Source organism: Streptacidiphilus sp. MAP5-3, from assembly GCF_041262505.1.
GTDB lineage: Bacteria > Actinomycetota > Actinomycetes > Streptomycetales > Streptomycetaceae > Streptacidiphilus.
This window is the reverse complement of the sequence record NZ_JBGCCL010000018.1, coordinates 97,369-118,824: the sequence shown is the minus strand read 5'-3', so window position 1 is coordinate 118,824 and position 21,456 is coordinate 97,369. Positions and strand designations below refer to the sequence as shown.

Here is a 21,456-nt window from a genome sequence, read left to right as displayed (position 1 = left end):
ACGAGAAACCGCGGGGCGCTTCAGTCCTCCCTGATGGCGCGGGCGATCTCCGCCGGTGAGGCGTTCCAGGGGCTGCCGTGGCCGGGGAGCACCCAGGAGGCCGCCAGCGGGGCGATCCGGTCCAGGGAGGCGAGGGCCTCGGCGGGGTCGTCGGTGAAGGGCGCCGGTTGCGGGCCGGTGCGTCCGGTGAGGACATGTCGGGTGGTGAGCGCGTCGCCGACGAAGACCGCGTCAGCGAGCGGGACGTGGATCGCGACGCTCCCCGGGGAGTGACCCGGCATGCCGATGATGACCGGCTCTCCGGGCAGGTCCAGGGTGGCGCCGTCGTCGACCTCGGTCACAGCGCCGAGGTAGCGGGTGCGCAGGGCGTTCTTGCTGAGCGAGTAGCCGAAGAACTTGAGCGTCGGCCCGAGGCGCATGGGCCCGGTCGCCGTTTTGGGCTTCTCTCCGGTGCGGGCGCGCGCGGCGTCGGCGGTGTGGATGTAGACCGGCACGTCGTACTCGCTGCGCAGGCGCTCGGCGAAGCCGATGTGGTCGGAGTCGCCATGGGTCAGCACGAGTCCACGGATGTCGGCAGGGGACTTGCCGAGCGACTGGAGTTCGCGGTGCAGGTCGTGCCAGTGCCCGGGCAGGCCGGCGTCGACGAGCGTGATGCCCTCCGGCGTGTCGATGAGGTAGCAGGCCACCACGTCGTTGCCGAGGCGGTGCAGATGAGGTGCGAGTTTCACAGTGTCTCCAGGTGCGTGACCGGGGCGCTTCCGAGATGGCTAAGGTAGTTAGCTATCATGGCTAACGTCAATAGCTTTCAGTGAGGAGGGGCTGACCATGCCGACCCCGGAGAAGACATCTCTCGGTCAGATCGTGTCTGCGGGCCGCGACCTGCTGGAGGCCGGCGGTCGGGAGGAACTGACGATGCGAATCGTTGCCGAGCGCGTCGGTGTGCGGGCTCCGTCCCTGTACAAGCACGTCGACAACCGGGCGGCTCTGCTGAGTGCGGTGGCCGAGGCCACCGTCGACGAGCTCGCCGCGAGCCTGGACGCCACCGATGGCTCGCTCGAGGAACTGGCACGCTGCTACCGGCAGTTCGCCAGGAGCTGGCCCGAGGGGTTCCGGCTGGTACTGCACTCCGTGCACGCGCCGCCTCAGGCGCTCGCCCGCGCGGCCGGCCCCATCCTGCGCGTCGCCAGGGAACTCGTGGGCGAGGAGCAGGCGCTGAACGCCGCGCGTCTGCTGACGGCGTGGGTCACCGGTTTCATCGAGATGGAACTCAACGGTGCCTTCCGGTTCAGGGGTGACATCGACCAGGCCTTCGAGTACGGCCTGGCCGGCATGCGCCGAGCCCTTGGGTGACGGCGCTCGCCCATGCTCTGAGGCACTGAAACCCGGTGGTGCTCGGGCGGCGGGTCGCGCAGGATGAGGGCGTGGCGTCTGAGGCTGTCGTGCTCGTCGAAGGAGTCAGTGACCGGGTCGCGCTGGAGGTGGTGGCGCGGCGGCGCGGGATCGGTCTGGGCGCGGCCGGGGTGTCGGTCGTGGCGATGCACGGGATCACCAACGTCGGGCGTTTCCTGGCGTACTACGGTGCGACGGCCCCGGGGGTCCGGGTGGCCGGGCTGTACGACGAGGCCGAGGGACGGTTCGTCCGGCGCGGCCTGGAGCAGGTCGGACTCACCGGTATGGCGGCGGACGAGGCTCGCGACGGGCTCGAAGCGCACGGGTTCTACTGCTGCTCGGCCGACCTGGAGGACGAACTGATCCGCGCGCTCGGGCCGGAGGCGGTCGAGGACCTGGTCGCGGCCGAGGGGGAGTTGCGGTCGTTCCGGACGCTGCAGAAGCAGCCCGCGCTGCGCGCTCGGAGCCTGCACGACCAGTTGCGCCGGTTGATGAGCGGGCGCTCGGGCGGCAAGGAGCGGTACGCGGCGTTGATGGCCGAGGCGGTCGCGCTGGAGCAGGTGCCCAGGCCGCTGGCGCAGGTGCTGGCCTGCGCGCTGGGGGACGGTCGCCGTTGAGGGGAGGGCAGGTCAGAAGAGGAACGGGATCAGCATCTTGCTCGACCGCTGGTACGCCGGGTACGTGTCGGGGAAGCGCTCCGTCATGTAGCGCTCCTCCTGGGTCGCGCTGAAGACGAAGTACCCGCCGACGATCGCGACCGGCACCAGCCAGATCGGGCTCAGGCCCACGGCCGTGCCGATCATCGCGAGGATGATGCCGGAGTAGATCGGGTGCCGGACCCAGCGGTACGGCCCGGAGGTCACCAACTCGGGATCCTTCTTCTGCGACATCGGGGTGCCCCAGTTCCGGCCGATGTACACCCGAGCCCAGACCGCGAACGCCAGCCCGACGGCGAAGCAGGCGAGGCCGACGCCTTGCAGCCAGGGGTTGCCGACCACCGTCCGACCCCGCAGGGGTCCGAGCCGCACCAGGACGACCACGACGACCAGGATCGCCAGCCGGACCCGCAGGGCACTGCCCCACTTCAGCTGTCCCGGCTTGGTCCAGGCCGCCGCGCCGAGCCAGCCGAGCCAGAACGCGGCCCAGCCGACCAGGAAGACCAGTTCGATCGCTGTCATGAGGCTCAGGCTCCCAGCTGCTGTTTCCAGTGTGCCGCTCGGTGGCTTCCGAAGACGCGGGACGGGGCACTTCTTAAGTGATATCACTTAAGAAGTGCCCCGTCCATGGTGCACGCCCGGCGCGGTGCCGACAGAGGTGTCAGTCCGTCTTGAGCGTCAGTCCGTCTTGATCGCCTCCAGGGCGTTCAGCCGGGCGGCGCGGCGGGCGGGCCAGATGGCGGCGAGGACGCCGACGATCAGCGCGGCAGCCGCGAAGGCGCCGTACTGGGACCACGGGATCTGCATCGAGTACGAGGAGAAGTGCGGCTCGATCAGGCGGCTGGCGGCCCAGGCCAGCAGGGTGCCCGCGCCCAGGCCCAGGATGGCGCCGAAGACGGAGATCATCAGCGACTCCAGCCGGACCATCCGCTTGACCTGACGGCGGTTCAGGCCGATCGCGCGCAGCATGCCGATCTCGCGCGCCCGCTCGAAGACGGACATCGCCATGGTGTTGACCACGCCGATGACGGCCACGATCACGGACATCCCGAGCAGTCCGTAGACCATGTACAGGATGCGGTTGATCATCGCGTCGGCCTGCGCCAGCAGGTCCTGCTTCGTCTCGACCTGCAGGATCGGGCTGTTGCCGAGCGCCGACTTGATCGAGGCCTGCAGCGCCGAACCGGCCTGGCCGGGAGCGGCCTTGATGTAGACCGCCTCCAGGGAGGTGTTGTAGACGTGGCCCTTGGGCAGGGACAGGTCCATCAGCACGGCCGGGGTCATCATCGAGTGCTGGTAGATGCCGGCCACGGTGGCCTGCTTCTTCTTGCCGTCGGGCAGCGTCACCGTCAGGGACTGCCCCTGCTTCCAGCCGTTGGTGGTCGCGTCCTGCTGGTCGACCGCGACGCTGTCCGCGCCGAGGTTGTCGACCGTGCCGCTGACCATGGTGAAGTTGCGGACCTGCGAGACGGCCGTGGTGTCCACCGCGTCGGTGTCCTCGGTGACTCCGTTCACCGTGAGGGACAGGGCCTGCTGGCCGCTGACCGCGGCAACGCCCGGCACGGTCTTCACGGACGCGACGACCGAGGGGTCGAGCGCGCGGCCGTTGGCGTTGGCCAGTATGTAGTCCGCGCTGACGCCCTTGGTGGCGACGGAGGCGAGACCGCTCTGGAGCGAGTGGGTCAGCACGCCCATCGCGCTCATCAGGGTGAGCCCGATCATCAGCGCCGTGGCGGTCGCCGCCGTGCGGCGCGGGTTGCGCAGCGAGTTGCGGCGGGCCAGACGGCCGGTGACGCCGAAGAGGGCGAGCAGCGGGGTGAACAGCGCGATGACCGGGCGGGACAGCAGTGGGGTCAGCACGATGATGCCGATCAACAGCACAGCTGCGCCGCCGCCCATGACGCCGGACCGGTTGCCCGTGCTGCTGCCGGTCGCCTGGATCCCCAGGTAGATCAGCGCACCGCCACCCGCCGCGAAGAGCAGGCCCAGGACGTTGCGGACGATCAGACTGCGCTGCTTCGGCGGGGCGTCGACACTGCTCATCGCGGCGACCGGCGGGATCTTGGCCGCGCGACGGGCGGGCAGCCAGGCCGCCACCACCGTGATCAGTACACCGATCAGAAGCGACACCAGCACCGAGGACGGGGTGATCACCAGCGAGTTGGTCGGCAGCCCGCCACCGGACTTGGCGATCAGACCGCGCATCCCGATCGCCAGGCCGAGGCCGACCAGGTAGCCGGCGACCGACGACAGCACGCCGACCAGCACCGCCTCGATCAGCACCGACCGCGTCACCTGACGGCGGCTCGCACCGACCGCGCGCAGCAGTGCCAGCTCACGGGTGCGCTGGGCGACCAGCATGGTGAAGGTGTTGGCGATCAGGAAGACGCCGACGAACAGGGCCACGGCGGCGAAGGAGAGGAAGATCGTGTTCAGCGTCGAGGTGTCCGAGGCGACGGCCGTGGTCTGATCGTCGATCAGGGTCTGGCCGGTCTCGGCGGTCAGGCCGGTCTGGCCCTGGATCGTCTGCTGGACCTCGGTCATCAGCTGCGCCTGGCTGGTACCGGGCGTCGCGCTGAGGTCGACCTCCTGGTAGAGGCCGGGGTTGTAGAGCAGCTGCTGCGCGGTCGCGTTGTCGAACAGCGTCAGCGTGCCGCCCGCCTCGACGGCCTGGTCGGTGCTGGTGAAGATGCCGGTGAGCTTCTCCTTGAGCACCGGACCGTCGATCGAGATGTCGACGGTGTCACCGACGTGGAAGCCGCCCTTGGCCGCGGTCCCGGAGTCCAGGGCGATCTCGCCGCCGGTCGTCGGACCGGTGCCGGAGGTGAAGGCGTAGCGGGAGTCCTGGCCGTTCGCGCCCGGCGCGAAGTTGCCGCCGAGGGTCGAGAAGCCCTTGCCGATCAGGTTGTGCTGCGCGTCGGCGACACCGGTGAAGCCGGAGACGATCGGCTGGGCGGCGGAGACGCCGGCCAGGCCGGACAGCTTCGTGAGGGTGGCGTCGTCGATGCCGACGGGCTTGGCGGACGCGGACGAGCCGTGGCCGCCGTGCCCGAGCGCGCCACCGCCCTTCCCGCCGCCACCGCCACCGCCGCCGCCCGGGCCGCCGCCACCGCCCGCACCGCCGTGCGCGTTGGTGCCGTCGGCGTGCACGGCGACGGCGAGGTCGGAGTAGTTCTTGGTGAGCAGGTCCTTCATGCCCTGGTTGAGCGTCGCGGTGAAGACCAGGGTGCCGGCCACGAAGGCGACGCCGAGCAGCACCGCCAGCATGGTCATCAGGAGGCGCAGCTTGTGCGCCAGTACGTTGCGCAAGGCTGTGCGGAACATTGTGGGGATTCCTTCTGCGGATGGAACGTTCGGGACGGACGGCGGGACTGGCCGCGCGGGTCGGTGACCGGCGTCAGCTGGTCCGGCCCTTGCCGTCGAAGCGCTTCATCCGCTCCAGCACGCTGTCCGCGGTGGGGTTCGCGAGCTCGTCCACGATCTTGCCGTCGGCGAGGAAGAGCACGCGGTCCGCGTAGGAGGCGGCGGTGGCGTCGTGGGTGACCATCACCACGGTCTGCTCGAACTCGCGGGCGCAGCGGCGCAGGAAGCCCAGGATCTCGGCGCCGGAGCGGGAGTCGAGGTTGCCCGTCGGCTCGTCCGCGAAGATGATCTCCGGGCGCGAGGCCAGGGCGCGGGCGCAGGCCACGCGCTGCTGCTGGCCGCCGGAGAGCTGCCCGGGGCGGTGCGAGAGCCGATCGGACAGGCCGACGGTGCCGATGATCTGGTCCAGCCAGGCCTTGTCGGGCTTGCGCCCGGCGATGTCCAGGGTCAGCGTGATGTTCTCCAGCGCGGTGAGCGTCGGCACCAGGTTGAACGCCTGGAAGATGAAGCCGATCTTGTCGCGGCGCAGCTGGGTGAGCTTCTTGTCCTTGAGCTTGCTGAGCTCCACGTCCCCGATGGTGGCGGAGCCCCCGGATATGGTGTCGAGACCGGCCATGCAGTGCATCAGCGTCGACTTGCCGGAGCCCGACGGGCCCATGATCGCGGTGTACTCACTGCGGCGGAACTCGACCGAGACGCCGTCCAGCGCGACGACGCGGGTCTCGCCCTCGCCGTAGATCTTGGTCAGGCCGGACGCGCGGGCTGCGACCGCACCAGCCCTGGTCGCTCCATCGGTGGCCGGGGCCTGGGTCGTCGTCACTGGGCACTCCTGTGCAAATCGGGTCACTGCGACGGTTCACCATCCTCGACGCTGGTCGGTGGCGAACCGTGGCCCCCGGGACCCATTCAGGGGGTGACCACGGATGTATCGGTGAGGTGATCACCTCCTCCTCAGGTATGACACGGGGCCGCCCGCGAGCATCGATAATCCGCGGTCAGGTCGGTCGGTCCGGCGGCGCGGGGCGTGCCGTCAGGCGCGGGTGAATACGAGGGCGGCGTTGTGCCCGCCGAAGCCGAGCGAGGTCTTGACGGCGCAGTCGATCCGGGCGGGGCGCGCCTGCTTCGCCACGACCTCGACCGGCACCTGCGGGTCCAGGGACGAAAGGTTCACCGTCGGCGGGACCAGGCCGTGCTCCAGCGCGAGGACGGTGAGGGCCGCCTCGATGCCCCCGGCCGCGCCCAGGGTGTGGCCGGTCATGGCCTTGGTGGAGGTGACCAGCGGGTGCTCGCCCAGGACCCGGCGGAGCACGGTGCTCTCGATCAGGTCGTTGAGCACGGTCGAGGTGCCGTGGGCGTTGACGTGACCCACGTCGGCCGGGCTGAGACCGGCGTCGGCGAGCGCGCTGCGCAGCGCGCGTTCGATGCCCGCGCCGTCCGGGTCCGGCGCGACCGGGGCGAACGCGTCGTTGCTCGCGCCGTAGCCGACGAGGTGGCCCCGGATCCGTGCGCCACGGGCACGCGCGTGTTCGGGGCGCTCCAGCACCAGTAGACCGGCGCCCTCCCCGATGACGAAGCCGTCCCGGTCGGCGTCGAAGGGACGGCAGGCGGCGGCCGGGTCGTCGCGGCGGGTGGAGACCGCCCGGAGCCGGCAGGCGCTGGCGACCAGCAGCCGTGAGCAGACGGATTCGGCGCCCCCGGCGATGGCCACGTCGCACAGGCCCGCACGCAGCAGCGCCCGCGCGGTGCCGATCGCGTCCGTGCCCGACGCACACGCCGTGGTCACCGCGAGGCTGGGACCACGTGCGGGCAGGTCGCGGCAGACGCTCCCGGCGGCGCCGTTCACCGCCGCCAGCGGGGCCAGCGTCGGCGACACCCGCCGGGCGCCCCTCGCAGCGAGGACGTCGGCCTGCGCGTCGTAGGAGGGCAGGCCGCCGTGGGCGGAGCCGATGACGACGGCGACCCGGTCGCTGTCCCAGGTCTGCGGGTCCAGCCCGGCGTCGGCGACGGCCTCGCGGGCCGCGAGCACGGCCAGCTGGGCGAATCGGTCCATCAGACGCGCCCCGGCGACGCCGATTTCGGCCTGCGGGTCGAGGCCGTCGACCGTGTAGAAGAAGTCGCAGGACAGGTCGCGCAGCTCCTCGCGGAAGCGGACGCCGCGCGGGGCTTCGGCGGTGGTGACCTCGCGCCAGGTCGCGTCGGCACCGGTGCCGGCCGCGGTGATCAGGCCCAGGCCGGTGACGGCGGCCGCGTAGCCGCCGGCGTGCGGGCCGCTGATCGCGCCACTCCCGCCGCTCGGCCTCACGCGTTCGCCCCGGTCTTGCTGTGCACCGCCTGTACCAGTTGGCCGAAGGTGTCCCGCGAGGTGAGCTGCACGTCGTCCAGATCGATGTCCAGGCCGTCCTCGATGATCAGCCGGAGCTCCTCCAACGCCAGGGAGTCCAGGCCGAGTTGCCGCAGCGGGACCTCGTCGCCGATGGCGGCGGGGGCGACCCCGAACTTGCCGGTCAGCGCGGTGACGATGTGCTCGGTGACGTCCATGTCTGTGTTCCTTCCGAGGGATGCGGGCTGCTCAGGCCAGTGCGGGTGCGGAGGCGCCGAGGTAGTCGACGCCGTGCAGGGTCTGGTCGGTGAAGAACCGGACGACGAGGTCGACGACCTCGGCGGGACGCTCCAGCGTCGCCCAGTGGTCGGCCTCGGCGATGGTGACGAAGGCGCTGTCCTGGATGGTGGCCGCGAAGTCCTGCTGGCGGCGCGCGTCGGACACGGTGTCGTGTTCGCCGCAGAAGACCAGGGTCGGCACGCCGACCAGGCCGCCCGAGGTGTCCAGCCACTCGTCGGCGGAGCGGTTCAGCACGGCCAGGCCGTACGGGAGCAGGGTGACCGCGTGCGTCACGATCCGCCTGACGTAGCGGTGCGCCAGACGGCGGTTGCGGATGACGCGGCTCTCGTCCTGGCAGAGCCAGAAGCCCATGGTGAAGTCGACGAACTCCTGCTCGTGGCCGGCCGCGCCGCGCTCCGCAGCCGTCCGCCACTCCGCGCACTCCGCCTCGGTCAGGTTGGCGGGCGTCCCGCCGAGCATCAGCCGCGAGACGCGGTGGGGGTGGCGCCGGGCGAAGGTGAAGGCGATCACCGAGCCGAAGGAGTACCCGAAGAGGTTGACGCGGCTGACCCCGGCGTCGTCGAGCACCGCCTCGACCACCCGGCACATCACGTCCATGCCCTGGCCCGGACGGAGCTGGTCGGACGCTCCCGCACCTGGCATGTCGACGGTGATCAGGTCCGCGACCGCCCCGACGCCCTCGTCGAAGGCGCCCCAGCCGTCCTTGTGCTGGAGCGCGCCGCCGAGCAGCAGGACCGGCTCGGTGGCCGGGCTTTCCCGCCGGGAGTTGACGATGCGTCGGTAGTGGCAGGTCAGGCCCGCCACGGTGATCGTCCTGACCGTTTCGCTGTTCATGGTTCTCCTTCGCTCACGCGCGTGCTCGTCTGCCTGCTCACTGCTCATGCGCGTGCGAATACCAGGGCAGCGTTGTGGCCGCCGAATCCGAGAGAGGTCTTCACCGCGTGGTCGAACCGTGCGGGACGTGCTTCCTTCGCCACCACGTCGACGGGGATGTTCGGGTCGAGCGAGCCGAGGTTGGCGGTCGGGGGCACCAGTTGGTGCTCCAGCGCCAGCACGGTGAAGACCGACTCGATGCCGCCCGCCGCGCCGAGCGTGTGGCCGGTCATCGCCTTGGTCGAGGTGACCAGCGGCTGCTCGCCCAACACCCGTCGCAGCATGGCGGCTTCGACCTGGTCGTTCATCACGGTGGCGGTGCCGTGGGCGTTGACGTGGCCGACCTCGGAGGCCGCCACGCCCGCCTCGGCCAGCGCGCTGCGCAAGGCCTGCTCCGCGCCCAGGCCGTCGGGATGGGCGGCCACCGGCGCGAACGCGTCGTTGCTGGAGCCGTAGCCGACGAGCCGGGCCCGGATCCGGGCGCCGCGGGCCGCCGCGTGCTCCGGGCGCTCCAGGACCAGCAGTCCGGCACCCTCGCCGACCACGAACCCGTCCCGCGCCGCGTCGAACGGGCGGCAGGCGGCGGCGGGGTCCTGACGGTGCGTCGACAGCGCCCGCGTCTTGCACAGCCCCGCCATCAGCATCCGCGAGCACGCCGACTCGGCGCCTCCCGCGATCGCGATGTCGCACATGGCGGCGCGCAGCAGCTGCCGGGCCAGGCCGATCGCGTCCGCGCCGGACGCGCAGGTGGACGTCACCGCCATGCTCGGCCCGCGCGCACCCAGGTCCCGACAGACGCTTGCCGCAGCGCAGTTGCTGTTGAAGAGCGCGGGGAGCATCGGGGAGACGCGGAGGTGGCCGCGCTCCAGCAGCGTGGCGTGCTGGGCGTCGTAGAGCGGGAGCGCACCGTTGGCGTTGCCGATGACGACGGCCACCCGCTGCCCCTCCCACTGCGCCGGATCCAGGCCCGCGTCGCCCACGGCCTCGCGGGCGGTCAGCACCGCCAACTGCGCGAAACGCTCCATCAGTCGGCGTTCGGTGACGTCCAGCGCGCCGGAGAGGTCGTCGTCCACCAGATACATGAAGTCGGTCGGCAGCCCGGTGAGCAGCTCAGGTTGGCGCACGCCCGTGGGCCTGGTCCGCTGCGTGACCGCCGACCAGCAGTCCGCCACGCCGACTCCGGCCGCGCTGATCAGGCCGAGACCCGTCACGGCCACGGCATAGGGGGGCGCGCCCTGGTGGGAGGTGTGGTGCTCGGGCAACGCGGCGTGCTCCTGGTGCTGTGGGGGAAGAGCCGTGGCGGCTACGGGGCCGACGAGGACGTGACGCACCGGCGTCTGACCCCCTGGAGCGTGGGGGTGACGCCCGGAGCCCGGGCTGTTCCGTGAAAGGCCACATTCAACCAACGACCGTCGGCCCCAAAGGACACGGCGTCGCCGCCCGGCCTGAAGGCCCACGTCGTGGCCGAGGGTGATCGTGTACCAACTATGAGTAGCATGTGCCGCGTGGAGATCGACGGTGCAGACGCGGACCGGCGCGGGGCCGCGGGCGGAGTGCGGGTGGTGGTCGTGGACGACCATCCCCTGTTCCGCGAGGGGCTGCGGGCGGCGTTGGAGAGCACGCCGGACGTGCGGGTGGTCGCCGAGGCCGAGACGACGGCCGCCGCCCTGGAGGTGGTGGCCGCACAGCGGCCCGACGTGGTGGTGATGGACCTGTCGCTCCCGGATGCCTCCGGGATCGAGGCGACCAAGCGGTTGGCGCAGCTGCATCCCGGGCTGCCGGTGCTGGTGTTGACCACCTCCGACGACGACGGCAGCCTGCTCGGCGCGCTGCAGGCGGGTGCGCGCGGCTACCTGGTCAAGGGCGCGGGCCGGGACGAGGTGCTGCACGCGGTCCGTACCGTCGCGCACGGCGGCGCGGTCTTCAGCAGGGACATCGCGGCGCGCATCTCCGCGCTGCTGGCCGGCGGCGCGCGGCGGGGGGCCGAGCAGGCTTTCCCCTCGCTGACGTCGCGTGAGGTCGAGGTGCTGGACCTGGTCGCCAGGGGCCTGGACAACCGGCGGATCGCCCGCGAGCTCTTCCTTGCCGAGAAGACGGTCCGCAATCACCTCTCGCACATCTTCGACAAGTTGAACGTCGCCTCCCGCACCGAGGCCGCCGCCCGGGCCCGCGACGCGGGGCTGGGCGAGCCGCAACGACCGGCCGGACCGGCCGGACCGGCGGGGTGACGGATGCGGGACTGCTGCCCCATGCGCCCGGGACAACCCCCGAGGGAGGCTGGAGATTCGCCACGGCGGACGGGGGAGGGAGCAGGAAGGGCCGGGGAGTGCGATGGCCGAACTGACCGCGAGCAGCGCCGGAGACGCACGGACCGGTGGAGAGGCCCGGACCGGCGGAGGCGCCCGGAGTGCCGGAAGGGCGCCCGGACCGGGTGGACGCCGGCTGGGACGCGCCGTCGTCGCCTGCGCGGTCTCGCTCGGGGCCTGCTTCGTGTGGCTCTCCCTCGCCTTCACCGATCTGGGCGGATCGCGCCTCACCGGCCTGGACTTCGGCCCGTTCGGCTCGCGCATGCTGTTCATGCTGGTCTGCGCGCTGGCGGGCACGTTCACGTTCGTCCATCCCTCCGGTGGCGCGGTCGGACGGCTGTTGCTGGTGGCGGCGACGGGGGAGCTGGTCGGGCACGCCGCCTCCATCGCGGGCGCGGCGCTGGGCGCCGACCATGCCATGCGCACCGTCGTCGTCCTGGCGGGGCTGACTGGTGACGTCCTGTATGTCTTCACGCTCTACGGGCTGCCGTTCTGGCTGCCCGACGGAACGCTGCCCGGACGGCGCTGGGGGCGGGCGCTGGTGGGCGCGATCGGCGTGTGGACGCTCGGCGAGGTCTGGCTCGACACCGCGACCAGGGACGAGTGGTACGGCATGAGCAACCCCCTTGCCACCGACCGTCCGTGGACCTCGATCACGCATGCGCTCCAACCGGTCCTGAGCGCGCCGATCAGCTACGTGCCGGTCGCGCTCTCCGCGCTGGGATTCGTCGTCCTCGCCGTCCGCGCCTGGCTGCTGACGCGACGGAGAACGGGGCGTCAGGCCGTGCCGGGCAGCGTGCTGCTGGTGATGACGATCCCGTTCCTGCTGCTGACCGCGGGCAGCTACGCGGACTACTTCTTCCCCGTCCAGGGAGACGCGGCCCTCGTGCTCTTCTACGGCCCGCTCGCGCTGTGGCCGTTGGGCCTGATCGTGCTCTTCGCCCGCGACCGGTCCGCGCACCTGGACCGGGCCACGCGCCGGGTGCTCGCCGCGCTCGTGGTCCTTGCGGTGCTGGTGGTCGGCTACTTCGCGCTCGCGATCGGGCTCTCCGACGTGCTACCGGGCACCCGGACGCCCGGCGCGCTGGTGCTGGCCGTCGGATCGCTGGCGATCGGCCTGCTGCTGCGGGCCACCGGCGGTTGGGCGGTCCGGGGCGTCGACCGCTCCTACTACGGCGACCGGGCGCGGCCCTACCACGTCGTCCGGGAGCTCGTGGGGCGGCTGAGCCGGACGGTGACGCCGGGTGAGGCGCCGCTGCTGCTCTGCACGAGCGTGGTGACGACGCTGCGGTTCCCGGCGGCGCGGGTGCTGGTCCGCACCAGCGGCGGCAACCGGGAGACCGCCACGCTCGGCGAGGCGGTCGGGCCCGTCTGGCACCGCTTCGAGCTGGTCTTCGAGGGCGACGCCGTCGGCGAACTCGAGGTCGCCGCACGCGAGTCCGAGCCGGACCTGGACCAGCAGGACCACGACGTGCTGCGCCTGCTCGCGGACCAGTCCGCGCCCGCCATCGCCTCACTCGGCCTCTACGAGGAGCTCCAAGCCAGCCGGGAGCGGATCGTGCTGGCGCGCGAGGAGGCGCGGCGGCGGCTGCGCCGGGACCTGCACGACGGCCTCGCCCCGACGCTGTCCGGGCTGCGGCTCCAGGTCGACACCGCACGCGCGGGCCTGCCCGAGGACGACGCGGCGGGCCGTCGGCTCGGCGGCGTGTCGGAGGGAATCGCCGATGCCATCGTCGAACTGCGCCGGATCACCGCCGGGCTGACGCCGGTGGCGCTGGACCGGGAGGGTCTGGGCGTCGGTCTGCGGCAGCTCGCGACCGGGCTGGCCGGGCGACAGCTGCTGATCGAGGTGGAGCTGCTTCCGGATCCGCTGCCGGAACTGCCGGCCGCCGTCGAGGTGGCGGTGTACCGGATCGCGGCCGAGGCCCTGCACAACGTGGTCCGCCACGCCGACGCCGCGCGGGCCTGGCTGCGCCTGTGCGTGGCCGACGGCGCGGCCCGGCTGGAGATCGGCGACGACGGCACCGGGATGGACGGGGTGGACCGCATGGACCGCGCGACCTGCATGGACGGCGTCCATGCCGGTCACGCGAGCGCACGCAGCGGCGGCGGGGTGGGCCTGCGGTCGATGGCGGAGCGGGCCGAGGAGCTCGGCGGCTCACTGCGGGTGGACTCGTCGGCGTCGGATGCCGGACGGACAGGGGTGGTGGTCCATGCGGAGATCCCGGTCCGGTCCGGCGCCTGAGCTGTTGTTGAACGCGCGACGGACCGGCGTCCGAAGGCCCGTCCGGATGCCCGTTCGGGACCGGTTTGGGACGCTGGACCCATGCGCCCGGGACAACCGGTGGCGGACATTCGACCTCGGAGGCCGCACCAGCCTCCGACACCCAGGGGGACGCTCCTCGCAACAGGGGCAGAAAGTCAGGAGCTACCGATGACCGTCAACCCAGCGATCGAGAGCGACGAGGCCGTCGCCGACCAGCCGGGGTGCGAGCACCCGCCGTGCCCGCCGGTGCCGACCCCGGAACCGTCGCCCGCGCCCGACGGCTGCCACCACGAGCCGTGCGCGCCGGAGTCGGAACCGCCGGACACGGCGGACTGAGCACCGCCTCACAGCGTCTCGCCGACGGACCCCGGGGTCCGTCGGCGAGACGCTGCGGCGTGCCGGCCTATGAGCTCATCCCGCCCATGCCGCCCATCCCGCCGACGTCCATGACGGCGCCGGGCATGACCGAGAACTCCCGCATCATCCCGGCGTCCTCGTGTTCGAGGATGTGGCAGTGGTACATGTACCGCCCGGACGCGCCGCGGAACTGGCCCGCCACGGTGACCATCGTGCCCGGAGGCACCCGCATCACGTCCTTCCACCCGGTCAGCGACGGGTCGATCGGCAGCGAGTCCAGATGTGCGACCGGTGCGCCGGGGGCCGTGCCGCCCTTCGCGGGCAGGAAAGCGGCCGTGTCGTAGCCGTCGATCGACAGCGGCTGGAAGCGGGTCAGGTGGATGTGGATCGGATGCAGGATCCCGCTCAGGTTGAGGATCCGCCACACCTCCCAGCTGTCCTGCCTTGCACGCCAGTTGAGCTGGTCGTCGAAGTGGCGGGCCAGTCGCTGGTAGGTGGTGGTCACCCCGTTCTGGTCGGTGACCTGGATGATGCCGTCCTTCACCGCCGTCGTGGGCCCCTCCGAGGAGGGGACCTCGCCCAGCTCCCACAGCCCGAGCGTGCCGTCGGGGTCGGCGGCGAGTCCGAGCATCCGGTGCATGTGGTCCGGCGGGAGCCGGTCGTGGGTCAGGCGGTAGTACGACGGGGAGAGCGTCGTCGGCAGCCGGAAGGTGTCGGTCAGCGGCGCGTCGGCGACGCGGAACTGCATCACGTCCGGCTCCGGCAGCCGGTCGGCGGGGAGCGGGTCGCCGGGCTTGACACCGGCCGGCAGCGGGTCGCCGCGGAAGGGCGCCTGCGCGGAGTTGACCAGCCGCAGTGACTGGTCGCGGAACGCGCCGAAGTCCACCAGCACGTCCGCCCGTTCGGCCGGGGCCAGGGTCAGCCCCGCGTCGGTGATCGGCAGCGGAGCGCCCAGCAGACCGCTGTCCGTCCCGATCTGCCAGGCGGAGCCGGTGACCACCGTGCCCGCCTCGTCCAGCAGGTGCAGCCGGTAGGTGCGCGAGTTGGACGCGTTGAGCACCCGGAACCGGTACCAGCCCGGGCGTACCTCAAGGAACGGCCAGATGGTGCCGTTGACCAGCGTGTACGGCCCGACGAAGGGCAGCGTGCCGGTGGTCTTGTGCAGCAGTCGGCCGGTGAACCGCCCTGCCGCGTCCGTCTCCAGGTTGCGGTCGCAGACGATCAGCGGGATCTCGCGGTCGCCGCCTGGCAGCCCCCGCGCGTCCTCCTCGTCGTCGCGCAGCAGGTACATCCCGACCAGCCCGGCGAAGACGTTCAGGCGGGTGATGTTCATGGCGTGGTCGTGGTACCAGAGCGTCATCGCGGGCTGGTCGTCAGGGTATTCGGACAGCTGCATGTCGCCGTGCAGGACGGCGTTCTCCATCCAGCCGTCGTTGTTGCCGCCGGTCACGGCGCCGTGCAGGTGGGTGACCTGCCAGGCGGGCAGCGAGGCCACGCCCTTGACGGGCTGGGCCTGGCCGATGCCCGGGTCGTTCATCGCCAGCGACGGGTTGCCCGGCGCGTCGGCGAGGAAGGCGTCCACGGCGGGGTAGGGCGTCGTGGTGCCGTTCTCCCAGGTCACGTGGAGCCGCTGCCCCCGGTGCACGTCGAACACCGGGCCGGGGAACTCGCCGTCGTACGTCCACAGCGGCGTCGGCGGCAGTTGCGTGTGCAACCGCAGGTCGACGCCGACGGTGCGGAGGGTGAACCGGGCTTCGCGCTCCGTGCGGTCCACGCGCAGTCGTCGCGGGATCCGCAGCGGATCGAGGAACTTGGTGAGGACGGTGCTGCTGGCTTTGGAGCTGGTGGCTGTGGCGGTGGATGTCACGACGCCTCCTCGGAACCGGTGACGGTGGTGGGTCGTGGCCGCAGCGCGGCGACGACCTGGGGGATCAGGGGCAGCGCGGCGAACGCCGCGCCGAGCAGGCACACGCCGGACCATCCGGCGGCGGCCCAGACCGCGGCGGAGAGCGCGGAGCCGCCCGCGCCGCCGACGAAGTAGCAGGTCATGTAGGCGGTGGTCACCCGGCTGTGCGTGTGGGCGGGCAGCAGGGCGTAGATCTGCTGCTGGTTGGCGGTCTGCACCCCGCGCAGCCCCAGGTCCAGCAGGACGGCTCCGACACCCAGCAGCACCAGGTTCCCGCGGCCGAGCGCGAGCGGCACGAACGCCACGACCATCAACGCGCTGAAACCGAAGCGTGCGGGGCGCACGTGACCGTGGTCGCACACCCTGCCTGCGGGCTGTGCGAGCAGGACGCCGGCGATGCCGGTCAGCCCGAACAACCCGATGGCGCTCTCCCCGAAGTGGAACGGCGGACCGGAGAGGAGGAATGCCGTGGGCGTCCAGAAGGCGGAGAACGCGGCGAAGATGGCGAAGCCGGAGAAGCACCGGGCGAGGAGCAAGCGTTCCCCGGCGAGGAGATGCCCTATCCGGGGGCGCGAGGCTCTGCCGATATGCGGATCCGCAGCGAAGCCCCCTGTGCGGGTAGCCCTGCGCATGGTGGGCGCTACCGGAGTGGGTGGCTTGTCGCGCGGTTCCCCGCGCCCCTGGGGTAGTGCAACTGCCGCCGTCACAAACAGGACTGCTGCCGCCGCGTACACCGCACGCCACCCCCACAGCGCAGCGACCTGTCCCGACACCACCCGGGCGAGCAGGATCCCCGCCGTCAACCCGCCCATGACGGTGCCGACCGCGCGTCCCCGCCGCTCCGCGCCCGCCAATGACGCCGTCCGCGCGACCAGCACTTGTGCCGCGCTGCCGAAGAGGCCCAGCCCCGCCGCCGCGACGCACAGCACGGGCAGCGCCGGGGCTGTCGCCGCGAGAACCGCCGCCGGGACGGCTGCCCACAGCAGGGCCGTCGCCAGCCGGTCCCGGGCGAGGCGGTCGCCCAGCGGGACGATCAGCAGCAGGCCTGCCGCATAGCCGAGCTGACCCGCCGTCACCACCGCCGCCGCGCTCGCCCAGTGGGCGTGGAAGGCCGACGCGAGCGCCGGGAGCAGCGGTTGGGCGTAGTAGATCCCGGCCACGCCGACGCCGCAGGCGAACGTCGACACCGCCAGCTCGCCGCGCCGCAGCGTCGCCGTCGTCCGGGGTGTCGCGGTCGTCGCGGTGGACTCGGTCATCGCGGTTCCACGTCCGCAGGGCGGCGGGCGTCCAGCCAGCGGCCGTCGGGCGCGCCGAACTCCGCGTCGTCGCCCTCGCGCAGGTAGACGGTCTCGCCGCGGCGGACGGTGTGCAGGACCCGGCCGGTCATCGTCCAGCCCTCGTACGCGGACCAGCCGCACTTGGAGTGGATCGTGCCGGGCCCGAGCATCCAGCGTTCGTCCGCGTCGAAGAGGACGAAGTCGGCGTCCAGGCCCGGCCGCAGCCGGCCCTTGCGCTCGTCGAGTCCGAACAGCTCCGCCGGGCGCTCGGCGAGCAGCCGGACCAGCAGGGACAGGTGGGCGTCCGGCGGTTCGAAGGGCGCGCGGCGCCGCAGGCCGGTGTGGACGGCCGTCAGCATCTCCTGGACGCCGGGCAGTCCGGGCGGGGCCTGGGCGGGGGAGCGGAGCTTCTCCTCGCGGGTGTGCGGGGCGTGGTCGCTGCCCAGGGAGGCGGCCTGACCGCTCCGGATGGCACGCCACAGCCGCTCCTGGTCCGGCTGCTGCCGGAGCGCGGGGCTGAGCCGGGCCCGCGCGCCGACCCGGCAGGTCTCGGCGGCGGTGAAGGAGAGGTGATGCGGCGTCACCTCGAAGGTGACCGGAAGGCCCGCGTGCGCGGCGGCCGTGAGCAGGTCCGCCTCCTCCGCGGTGGACGCGTGCAGGATGTGCACGGTGGTGCCGTGGCGGCGGACGAGCTCCAGGACCCGCGCGACCGCGACGATCGCGCCGCTGCGCGGCCGGTGCCGCTCGTACTCGGCGTAGCCGGACGGCTCGCCGCGCCACTCGTCCAGCAGCCCGAACACCCCGTCGTCCTCGGCGTGCAGCAGCAGCCGCAGGCCGGACTCGGCGGCGGTGCGGAAGATCTTCTCCAGCTGCACCGGGTCCCGCACCACGTCCGGGGCGGTGTGGTGCCCGGCGAGGAAGACCTTGACGCTGGTCGCCTCGCGCGGGCCGACCGTGCGCAGCGGTGCGGGATCGTCGCCCGCGACGCCGAGGTGGAAGCGGAAGTCCACCAGCGAACTGCCGTCGACGAGTTCGGCCTTGCGGTGGGCCTGCTCGCCGGTGCGCAGCGGCGGGACGGTGTTGGGCATGTCGATCACCGTGGTGACGCCGCCCGCGACGGCGGCGCGGCTCGCGTGCGCCCAGTCCTCCTTGTGCGTCAACCCCGGTGTGCGGAAGTGCACATGGGAGTCGATCAGGCCGGGCAGCAGGTGGCGTCCGCCGCCGTCGAGCGTCCGCCGCGCGGGCGGACGCTCGTTCGGCCCCAGCAGGCAGGCGATCCGGCCGCCCGACACGGCCAGCCCGCCCGTCACCACCTCGTCCCCGTTCACGAGGCGGGCCCCGGTGACCACCAGGTCGTACGGCTGCTCCTGGTGGTGCGTCGTCAGGTCACTCGGCCCACTCAGCTCACTCATCGCCGACACCCACCGCGACCGTGCCCAGCGCGCGGGTCTCCTTGCCGCCGACGCTGACCCACTCCAGCTCGTCGTCCGGACCGTCGCCGGTGGCCGCGTAGGACGCGACGACCTGGCGGGCCGGCGTGTCGATGACCAGCTGTCCGGGGGCGCATGCGCTGTCACCGGCCGCCGTCAGCAGCCGGCCCGGGACCGTGCCGCGCAGCGCGGAGGCTGCGGCGAGGCAGACCGCGCCGGTCAGCGCCAGTTCCGGATGCCACCCCCCGACCGTCAGCGCTCGTACGGCGAGGTGACCGGGGGCGACCGGCACGACGGCGGCGACCTTGGGGAACGCCCCGTCCTGCGGCCAGCCCAACCGGGCCGCCTGTTGGCGACGCAGGCGTTCCAACGTCGCGTAGAGGTCGGGCTGTTCGCCCCGGAACAGCGCCTCGCGGTCCCGCACGCCCAGATGGGCCGCGTCGACGAAGAGGTAGGGGTTGCCCATGGCGACCACCCGGCCGCCGTCGCGCAGCAGCGTGCCGAGCCGGGTGCCGGGCGGGGCGATGAAGTGCGCGGTGAACACGGCGCGCCGGCCTGCGGCATGGTCCACCTGGCAGACCACCTGGTCACCGTTGTTCAGCACCCGCGCCCGGACGCGGTCCCCGGCGTGGAGCGCGGGCAACCGCCCGGCCTGCGCGGCTGCGGTCACCGCGGCCAGCAGTGAGTGGCCGCAGTTGCCGTTCAGGTCGAAGTGGTCGGCCGCGTCCGGCATCGCCTGGACGAAGCGGTAGTCCACGTCGAAGAGCGGGTGTGCGGACGGCCGGATCAGCGCCCACTTGAGCACCTCCGGCTCACCGGCCCGCCGCGGCAGGTGGCGGCGGATCCCGGTCAGTGCGGACAGGAGCTCGGCACCGTCGCCCGGGAGCGGATCGGGGAGCGCGTCGGCGTCCAGGACCAGGGTCGGGCCGGGCGCGCCGATGGCCCGGGCGAGGGCGGCGAAGCCCAGGTGGGTCGTCGGCGTGGTCAGTGGCGCAGCGGTCGGTGGCCGGGCCGTCGTGATCGTGGGCGTCGTCATCGTGGCGGTCATCACGCCACCTCCGTCAGTTCTCGTTCCTGGGCCGGGTGGAGGGCGGCGGTGCGGCGCACCGCGAACTCCTCGCGCCACAGCTCGAACATCAGCAGCGACCAGGTCGCCAGGGCCAGGCAGTCGGCCGGGCGGGCCTGCTGCGCCCGCAGCAGCCGGTCGACGGCGGCAGGGTCCAGCAGTCCGCCGGTGCGCAGCCGGGCGGGGGAGAGCACCTCGCGCGTGTACGCCCACAGCGGCGTCCCGGGCGCGAGCATGGCCGTGATCGGCAGCGTGAACGGCTGCTTGGGCCGGTCCAGCACGCTCTGCGGCAGCAGTCCGCGCGCGGCGGCGTAGAGGGCCACCTTGCCTCGGCCGCTCCCGGGTGCGAGCCGCTGGTCCGGCGGCAGGGCGCGGGCGAGCTCACGCACCGACCGCTGGCAGAACGGCAGTCGGACCTCGACCGCATGCGCCATGCTGAGGTGGTCGACCCGTCGCAGGTGGTAGGCGGGAAGCCGGACCTGGGTCTCGAAGTCGCTCAGCACGTCCAGCCGTGGCCGGTGCACGGCCTCCTCCCTCAGCCGGTCGGTGATCGCCTCCGAGGCGCTGCCGTACTGGCGGACGAAGGCGGCGTACTCGGCGCTGTACAGGCGCGGCCGGTACTCGGCCGGGATCGCCGCGAGGGCGTCGACGTAGCCGGGGAGCCAGGTGCCGTGCGTGGTGACGGCGGTGTGGACGCGGCCGTACCCGGCGAAGATCTCGTCGGCGGCGTCGCCGGTCAGCGCGACCTTGAACCCGGCCCGGTGCACGGCCTCGAAGAGGCCGTAGGTGCTGAGCGTGATCGGATCGGCGTTCGGCTGGCCCAGGTGCCAGGCCACGGCGGGCAGCAGCTCGGGGAAGCGGGCCGCGTCCAGCTCGACCTGGTGGTGCGCGGTCCCGGCCCGGCCCGCGACCTCACGGGCGAAGTGCCGCTCGTCGTGCGGCCATTCACCCCGGTAGGCGATGTTGAACGAGTGCACGGCGGCTCTGGGCCGGCCGGCGGCCATCATCGCGGTGACCAGGCTGGAGTCCAGCCCGCCGCTGGTGATCGCGCACACGTTCGCGTCCGCGACCGACAGTCGGCGCACCTCGTGGGCCAGCGCCTCGCGCACCTGCTCGCCCGGCGCGCCTTCACCGACGGGCGGACGCTCGGGGGCGGGGCGGCGGTGGAGCCGCAGCCCGCGCGAGCGCGTGCAGACGGCGGTGGTCCCGGGCGGCAGCACCTGCACCCCGTCGACGAGGGTGTGCTCGCCGAACGGCGTCTTGGTCGCCAGGTAGCTTTCCAGCCCGGGCTCCCACAGGCCGGGCCGCTCCCGTCCCATGGCGAGCAGCGCGGGCAGCTCGGAGGCGAAGTGGAGCCGGTGGCCGTCCCACCGGTAGTAGATCGGCTTCATCCCGGCGTCGTCGGTGGCCAGCACGAGCGTCGGCTCGGCGCGTAGGTCGACCAGCGCGAGGGCGAACATGCCGTCGAGGTGCTCGGCGAAGACCGTCCCGTGCTCCTGGTAGAGCCCGGGCAGCACCGCGCCGTCGCAACGGTCGGTGAAGCGGTGGCCGCGTGCCGTAAGGCGGGCGCGCAGCTCGTCGTGGTTGTAGATCTCGCCGTTGAAGACGGCCTTGATCCGGCCGCCCGCGCCGTCGTACGGCTGCCGCCCGCCCGCCGGATCGGTGATCGCCAGCCGGTTGCAGCCCAGCGCCCAACCGGCGCCGTACGCCAGCCGCGCCTCGTCCGGCCCGCCGTGCCGCTGCAGCGCGCCGGCCGCGCGCATGTCGTGCGGGGAGAGGTCGGCGTCGAAGTGGCCGTGGATCCTGCACATGATGGCCCGTGCCTTCCACTGGGGGTTCTCGGGGTATTCCCGATGCCCCCAACCTCCCCGGCCCGCTGTCCCGCCCGCCTGAGCCCGTTGTCCCGACCTCGCCCGGTCCGGGCCCGGTCCTCGCCCGGGTGAGCCT

At 72.6% G+C, this 21,456-nt stretch carries 18 protein-coding genes; 5 read left to right on the top strand and 13 right to left on the bottom strand.

Going from position 1 to position 21,456, the window contains the following annotated elements; genetic code table 11:
- Window positions 1-20 precede the first annotated feature (20 nt).
- Complete coding sequence (locus ABH928_RS24690) at window positions 21-728, bottom strand: MBL fold metallo-hydrolase (protein WP_370070106.1); 708 nt, start codon at window positions 726-728, stop codon at window positions 21-23.
- Between the two features lie 97 nt (window positions 729-825).
- Here ABH928_RS24690 and ABH928_RS24685 point away from each other — a divergent pair, with 97 nt between their 5' ends.
- Both ABH928_RS24685 and ABH928_RS24680 read left to right on the top strand, forming a co-directional pair.
- Entirely contained in the window at window positions 826-1,350 is a 525-nt protein-coding gene (locus tag ABH928_RS24685; RefSeq protein ID WP_370070104.1) for a WHG domain-containing protein, read from the top strand.
- Window positions 1,351-1,421: 71 nt separating this feature from the next.
- Window positions 1,422-2,006 carry a TOPRIM nucleotidyl transferase/hydrolase domain-containing protein gene (locus tag ABH928_RS24680; RefSeq protein WP_370070102.1) on the top strand — a complete coding sequence of 195 codons (585 nt, stop codon included), beginning with the start codon at window positions 1,422-1,424 and terminating at the stop codon, window positions 2,004-2,006.
- 12 nt (window positions 2,007-2,018) lie between these two features.
- Here ABH928_RS24680 and ABH928_RS24675 read toward each other — a convergent pair whose 3' ends face one another.
- From ABH928_RS24675 to ABH928_RS24645, 7 genes are all read right to left on the bottom strand, one after another.
- Window positions 2,019-2,567 carry an isoprenylcysteine carboxylmethyltransferase family protein gene (locus tag ABH928_RS24675; RefSeq protein ID WP_370070100.1) on the bottom strand — a complete coding sequence of 183 codons (549 nt, stop codon included), beginning with the start codon at window positions 2,565-2,567 and terminating at the stop codon, window positions 2,019-2,021.
- Between the two features lie 156 nt (window positions 2,568-2,723).
- The gene (locus tag ABH928_RS24670; RefSeq protein WP_370070098.1) at window positions 2,724-5,369 is read right to left on the bottom strand and encodes an ABC transporter permease; all 2,646 of its coding nucleotides are present in this window, start codon (window positions 5,367-5,369) and stop codon (window positions 2,724-2,726) included.
- 73 nt (window positions 5,370-5,442) lie between these two features.
- A complete protein-coding gene (locus ABH928_RS24665; RefSeq protein ID WP_370070096.1) occupies window positions 5,443-6,228 on the bottom strand; it encodes an ABC transporter ATP-binding protein in 786 nt (261 codons plus the stop codon).
- Window positions 6,229-6,438: 210 nt separating this feature from the next.
- Window positions 6,439-7,710, bottom strand: a complete 1,272-nt coding sequence (locus tag ABH928_RS24660; RefSeq protein ID WP_370070094.1) for a beta-ketoacyl synthase — start codon at window positions 7,708-7,710, stop codon at window positions 6,439-6,441.
- Window positions 7,707-7,946: an acyl carrier protein gene (locus tag ABH928_RS24655; RefSeq protein ID WP_370070092.1), complete on the bottom strand. Its 240-nt coding sequence runs from the start codon at window positions 7,944-7,946 to the stop codon at window positions 7,707-7,709. Before ABH928_RS24655 ends, ABH928_RS24660 begins: the two co-directional genes overlap by 4 nt.
- A gap of 31 nt (window positions 7,947-7,977) precedes the next feature.
- Window positions 7,978-8,862: an alpha/beta fold hydrolase gene (locus tag ABH928_RS24650; protein WP_370070090.1), complete on the bottom strand. Its 885-nt coding sequence runs from the start codon at window positions 8,860-8,862 to the stop codon at window positions 7,978-7,980.
- 44 nt (window positions 8,863-8,906) lie between these two features.
- Complete coding sequence (locus ABH928_RS24645; protein ID WP_370070145.1) at window positions 8,907-10,163, bottom strand: beta-ketoacyl synthase; 1,257 nt, start codon at window positions 10,161-10,163, stop codon at window positions 8,907-8,909.
- A 249-nt stretch (window positions 10,164-10,412) separates the two neighbouring features.
- Here ABH928_RS24645 and ABH928_RS24640 point away from each other — a divergent pair, with 249 nt between their 5' ends.
- From ABH928_RS24640 to ABH928_RS24630, 3 genes are all read left to right on the top strand, one after another.
- A complete protein-coding gene (locus tag ABH928_RS24640) occupies window positions 10,413-11,129 on the top strand; it encodes a response regulator (RefSeq protein WP_370070143.1) in 717 nt (238 codons plus the stop codon).
- 103 nt (window positions 11,130-11,232) lie between these two features.
- The gene (locus ABH928_RS24635) at window positions 11,233-13,452 is read left to right on the top strand and encodes a sensor histidine kinase (protein WP_370070088.1); all 2,220 of its coding nucleotides are present in this window, start codon (window positions 11,233-11,235) and stop codon (window positions 13,450-13,452) included.
- A gap of 189 nt (window positions 13,453-13,641) precedes the next feature.
- Complete coding sequence (locus ABH928_RS24630) at window positions 13,642-13,809, top strand: hypothetical protein (protein ID WP_370070086.1); 168 nt, start codon at window positions 13,642-13,644, stop codon at window positions 13,807-13,809.
- A 67-nt stretch (window positions 13,810-13,876) separates the two neighbouring features.
- Here ABH928_RS24630 and ABH928_RS24625 read toward each other — a convergent pair whose 3' ends face one another.
- The 5 genes from ABH928_RS24625 to asnB are packed head-to-tail and all read right to left on the bottom strand — an operon-like array spanning window position 13,877 to window position 21,320.
- The gene (locus ABH928_RS24625; protein WP_370070084.1) at window positions 13,877-15,697 is read right to left on the bottom strand and encodes a multicopper oxidase family protein; all 1,821 of its coding nucleotides are present in this window, start codon (window positions 15,695-15,697) and stop codon (window positions 13,877-13,879) included.
- Window positions 15,694-16,992, bottom strand: a complete 1,299-nt coding sequence (locus ABH928_RS24620) for an MFS transporter (RefSeq protein ID WP_370070082.1) — start codon at window positions 16,990-16,992, stop codon at window positions 15,694-15,696. The genes ABH928_RS24625 and ABH928_RS24620 overlap by 4 nt, the downstream gene beginning before the upstream one ends.
- Window positions 16,989-18,425, bottom strand: a complete 1,437-nt coding sequence (locus ABH928_RS24615; protein ID WP_370070080.1) for a dihydroorotase family protein — start codon at window positions 18,423-18,425, stop codon at window positions 16,989-16,991. The genes ABH928_RS24620 and ABH928_RS24615 overlap by 4 nt, the downstream gene beginning before the upstream one ends.
- A complete protein-coding gene (locus ABH928_RS24610; protein WP_370070078.1) occupies window positions 18,418-19,491 on the bottom strand; it encodes a PrpF domain-containing protein in 1,074 nt (357 codons plus the stop codon). The genes ABH928_RS24615 and ABH928_RS24610 overlap by 8 nt, the downstream gene beginning before the upstream one ends.
- A complete protein-coding gene (asnB, locus tag ABH928_RS24605; protein WP_370070076.1) occupies window positions 19,491-21,320 on the bottom strand; it encodes an asparagine synthase (glutamine-hydrolyzing) in 1,830 nt (609 codons plus the stop codon). The genes ABH928_RS24610 and asnB overlap by 1 nt, the downstream gene beginning before the upstream one ends.
- Window positions 21,321-21,456: the final 136 nt, after the last annotated feature.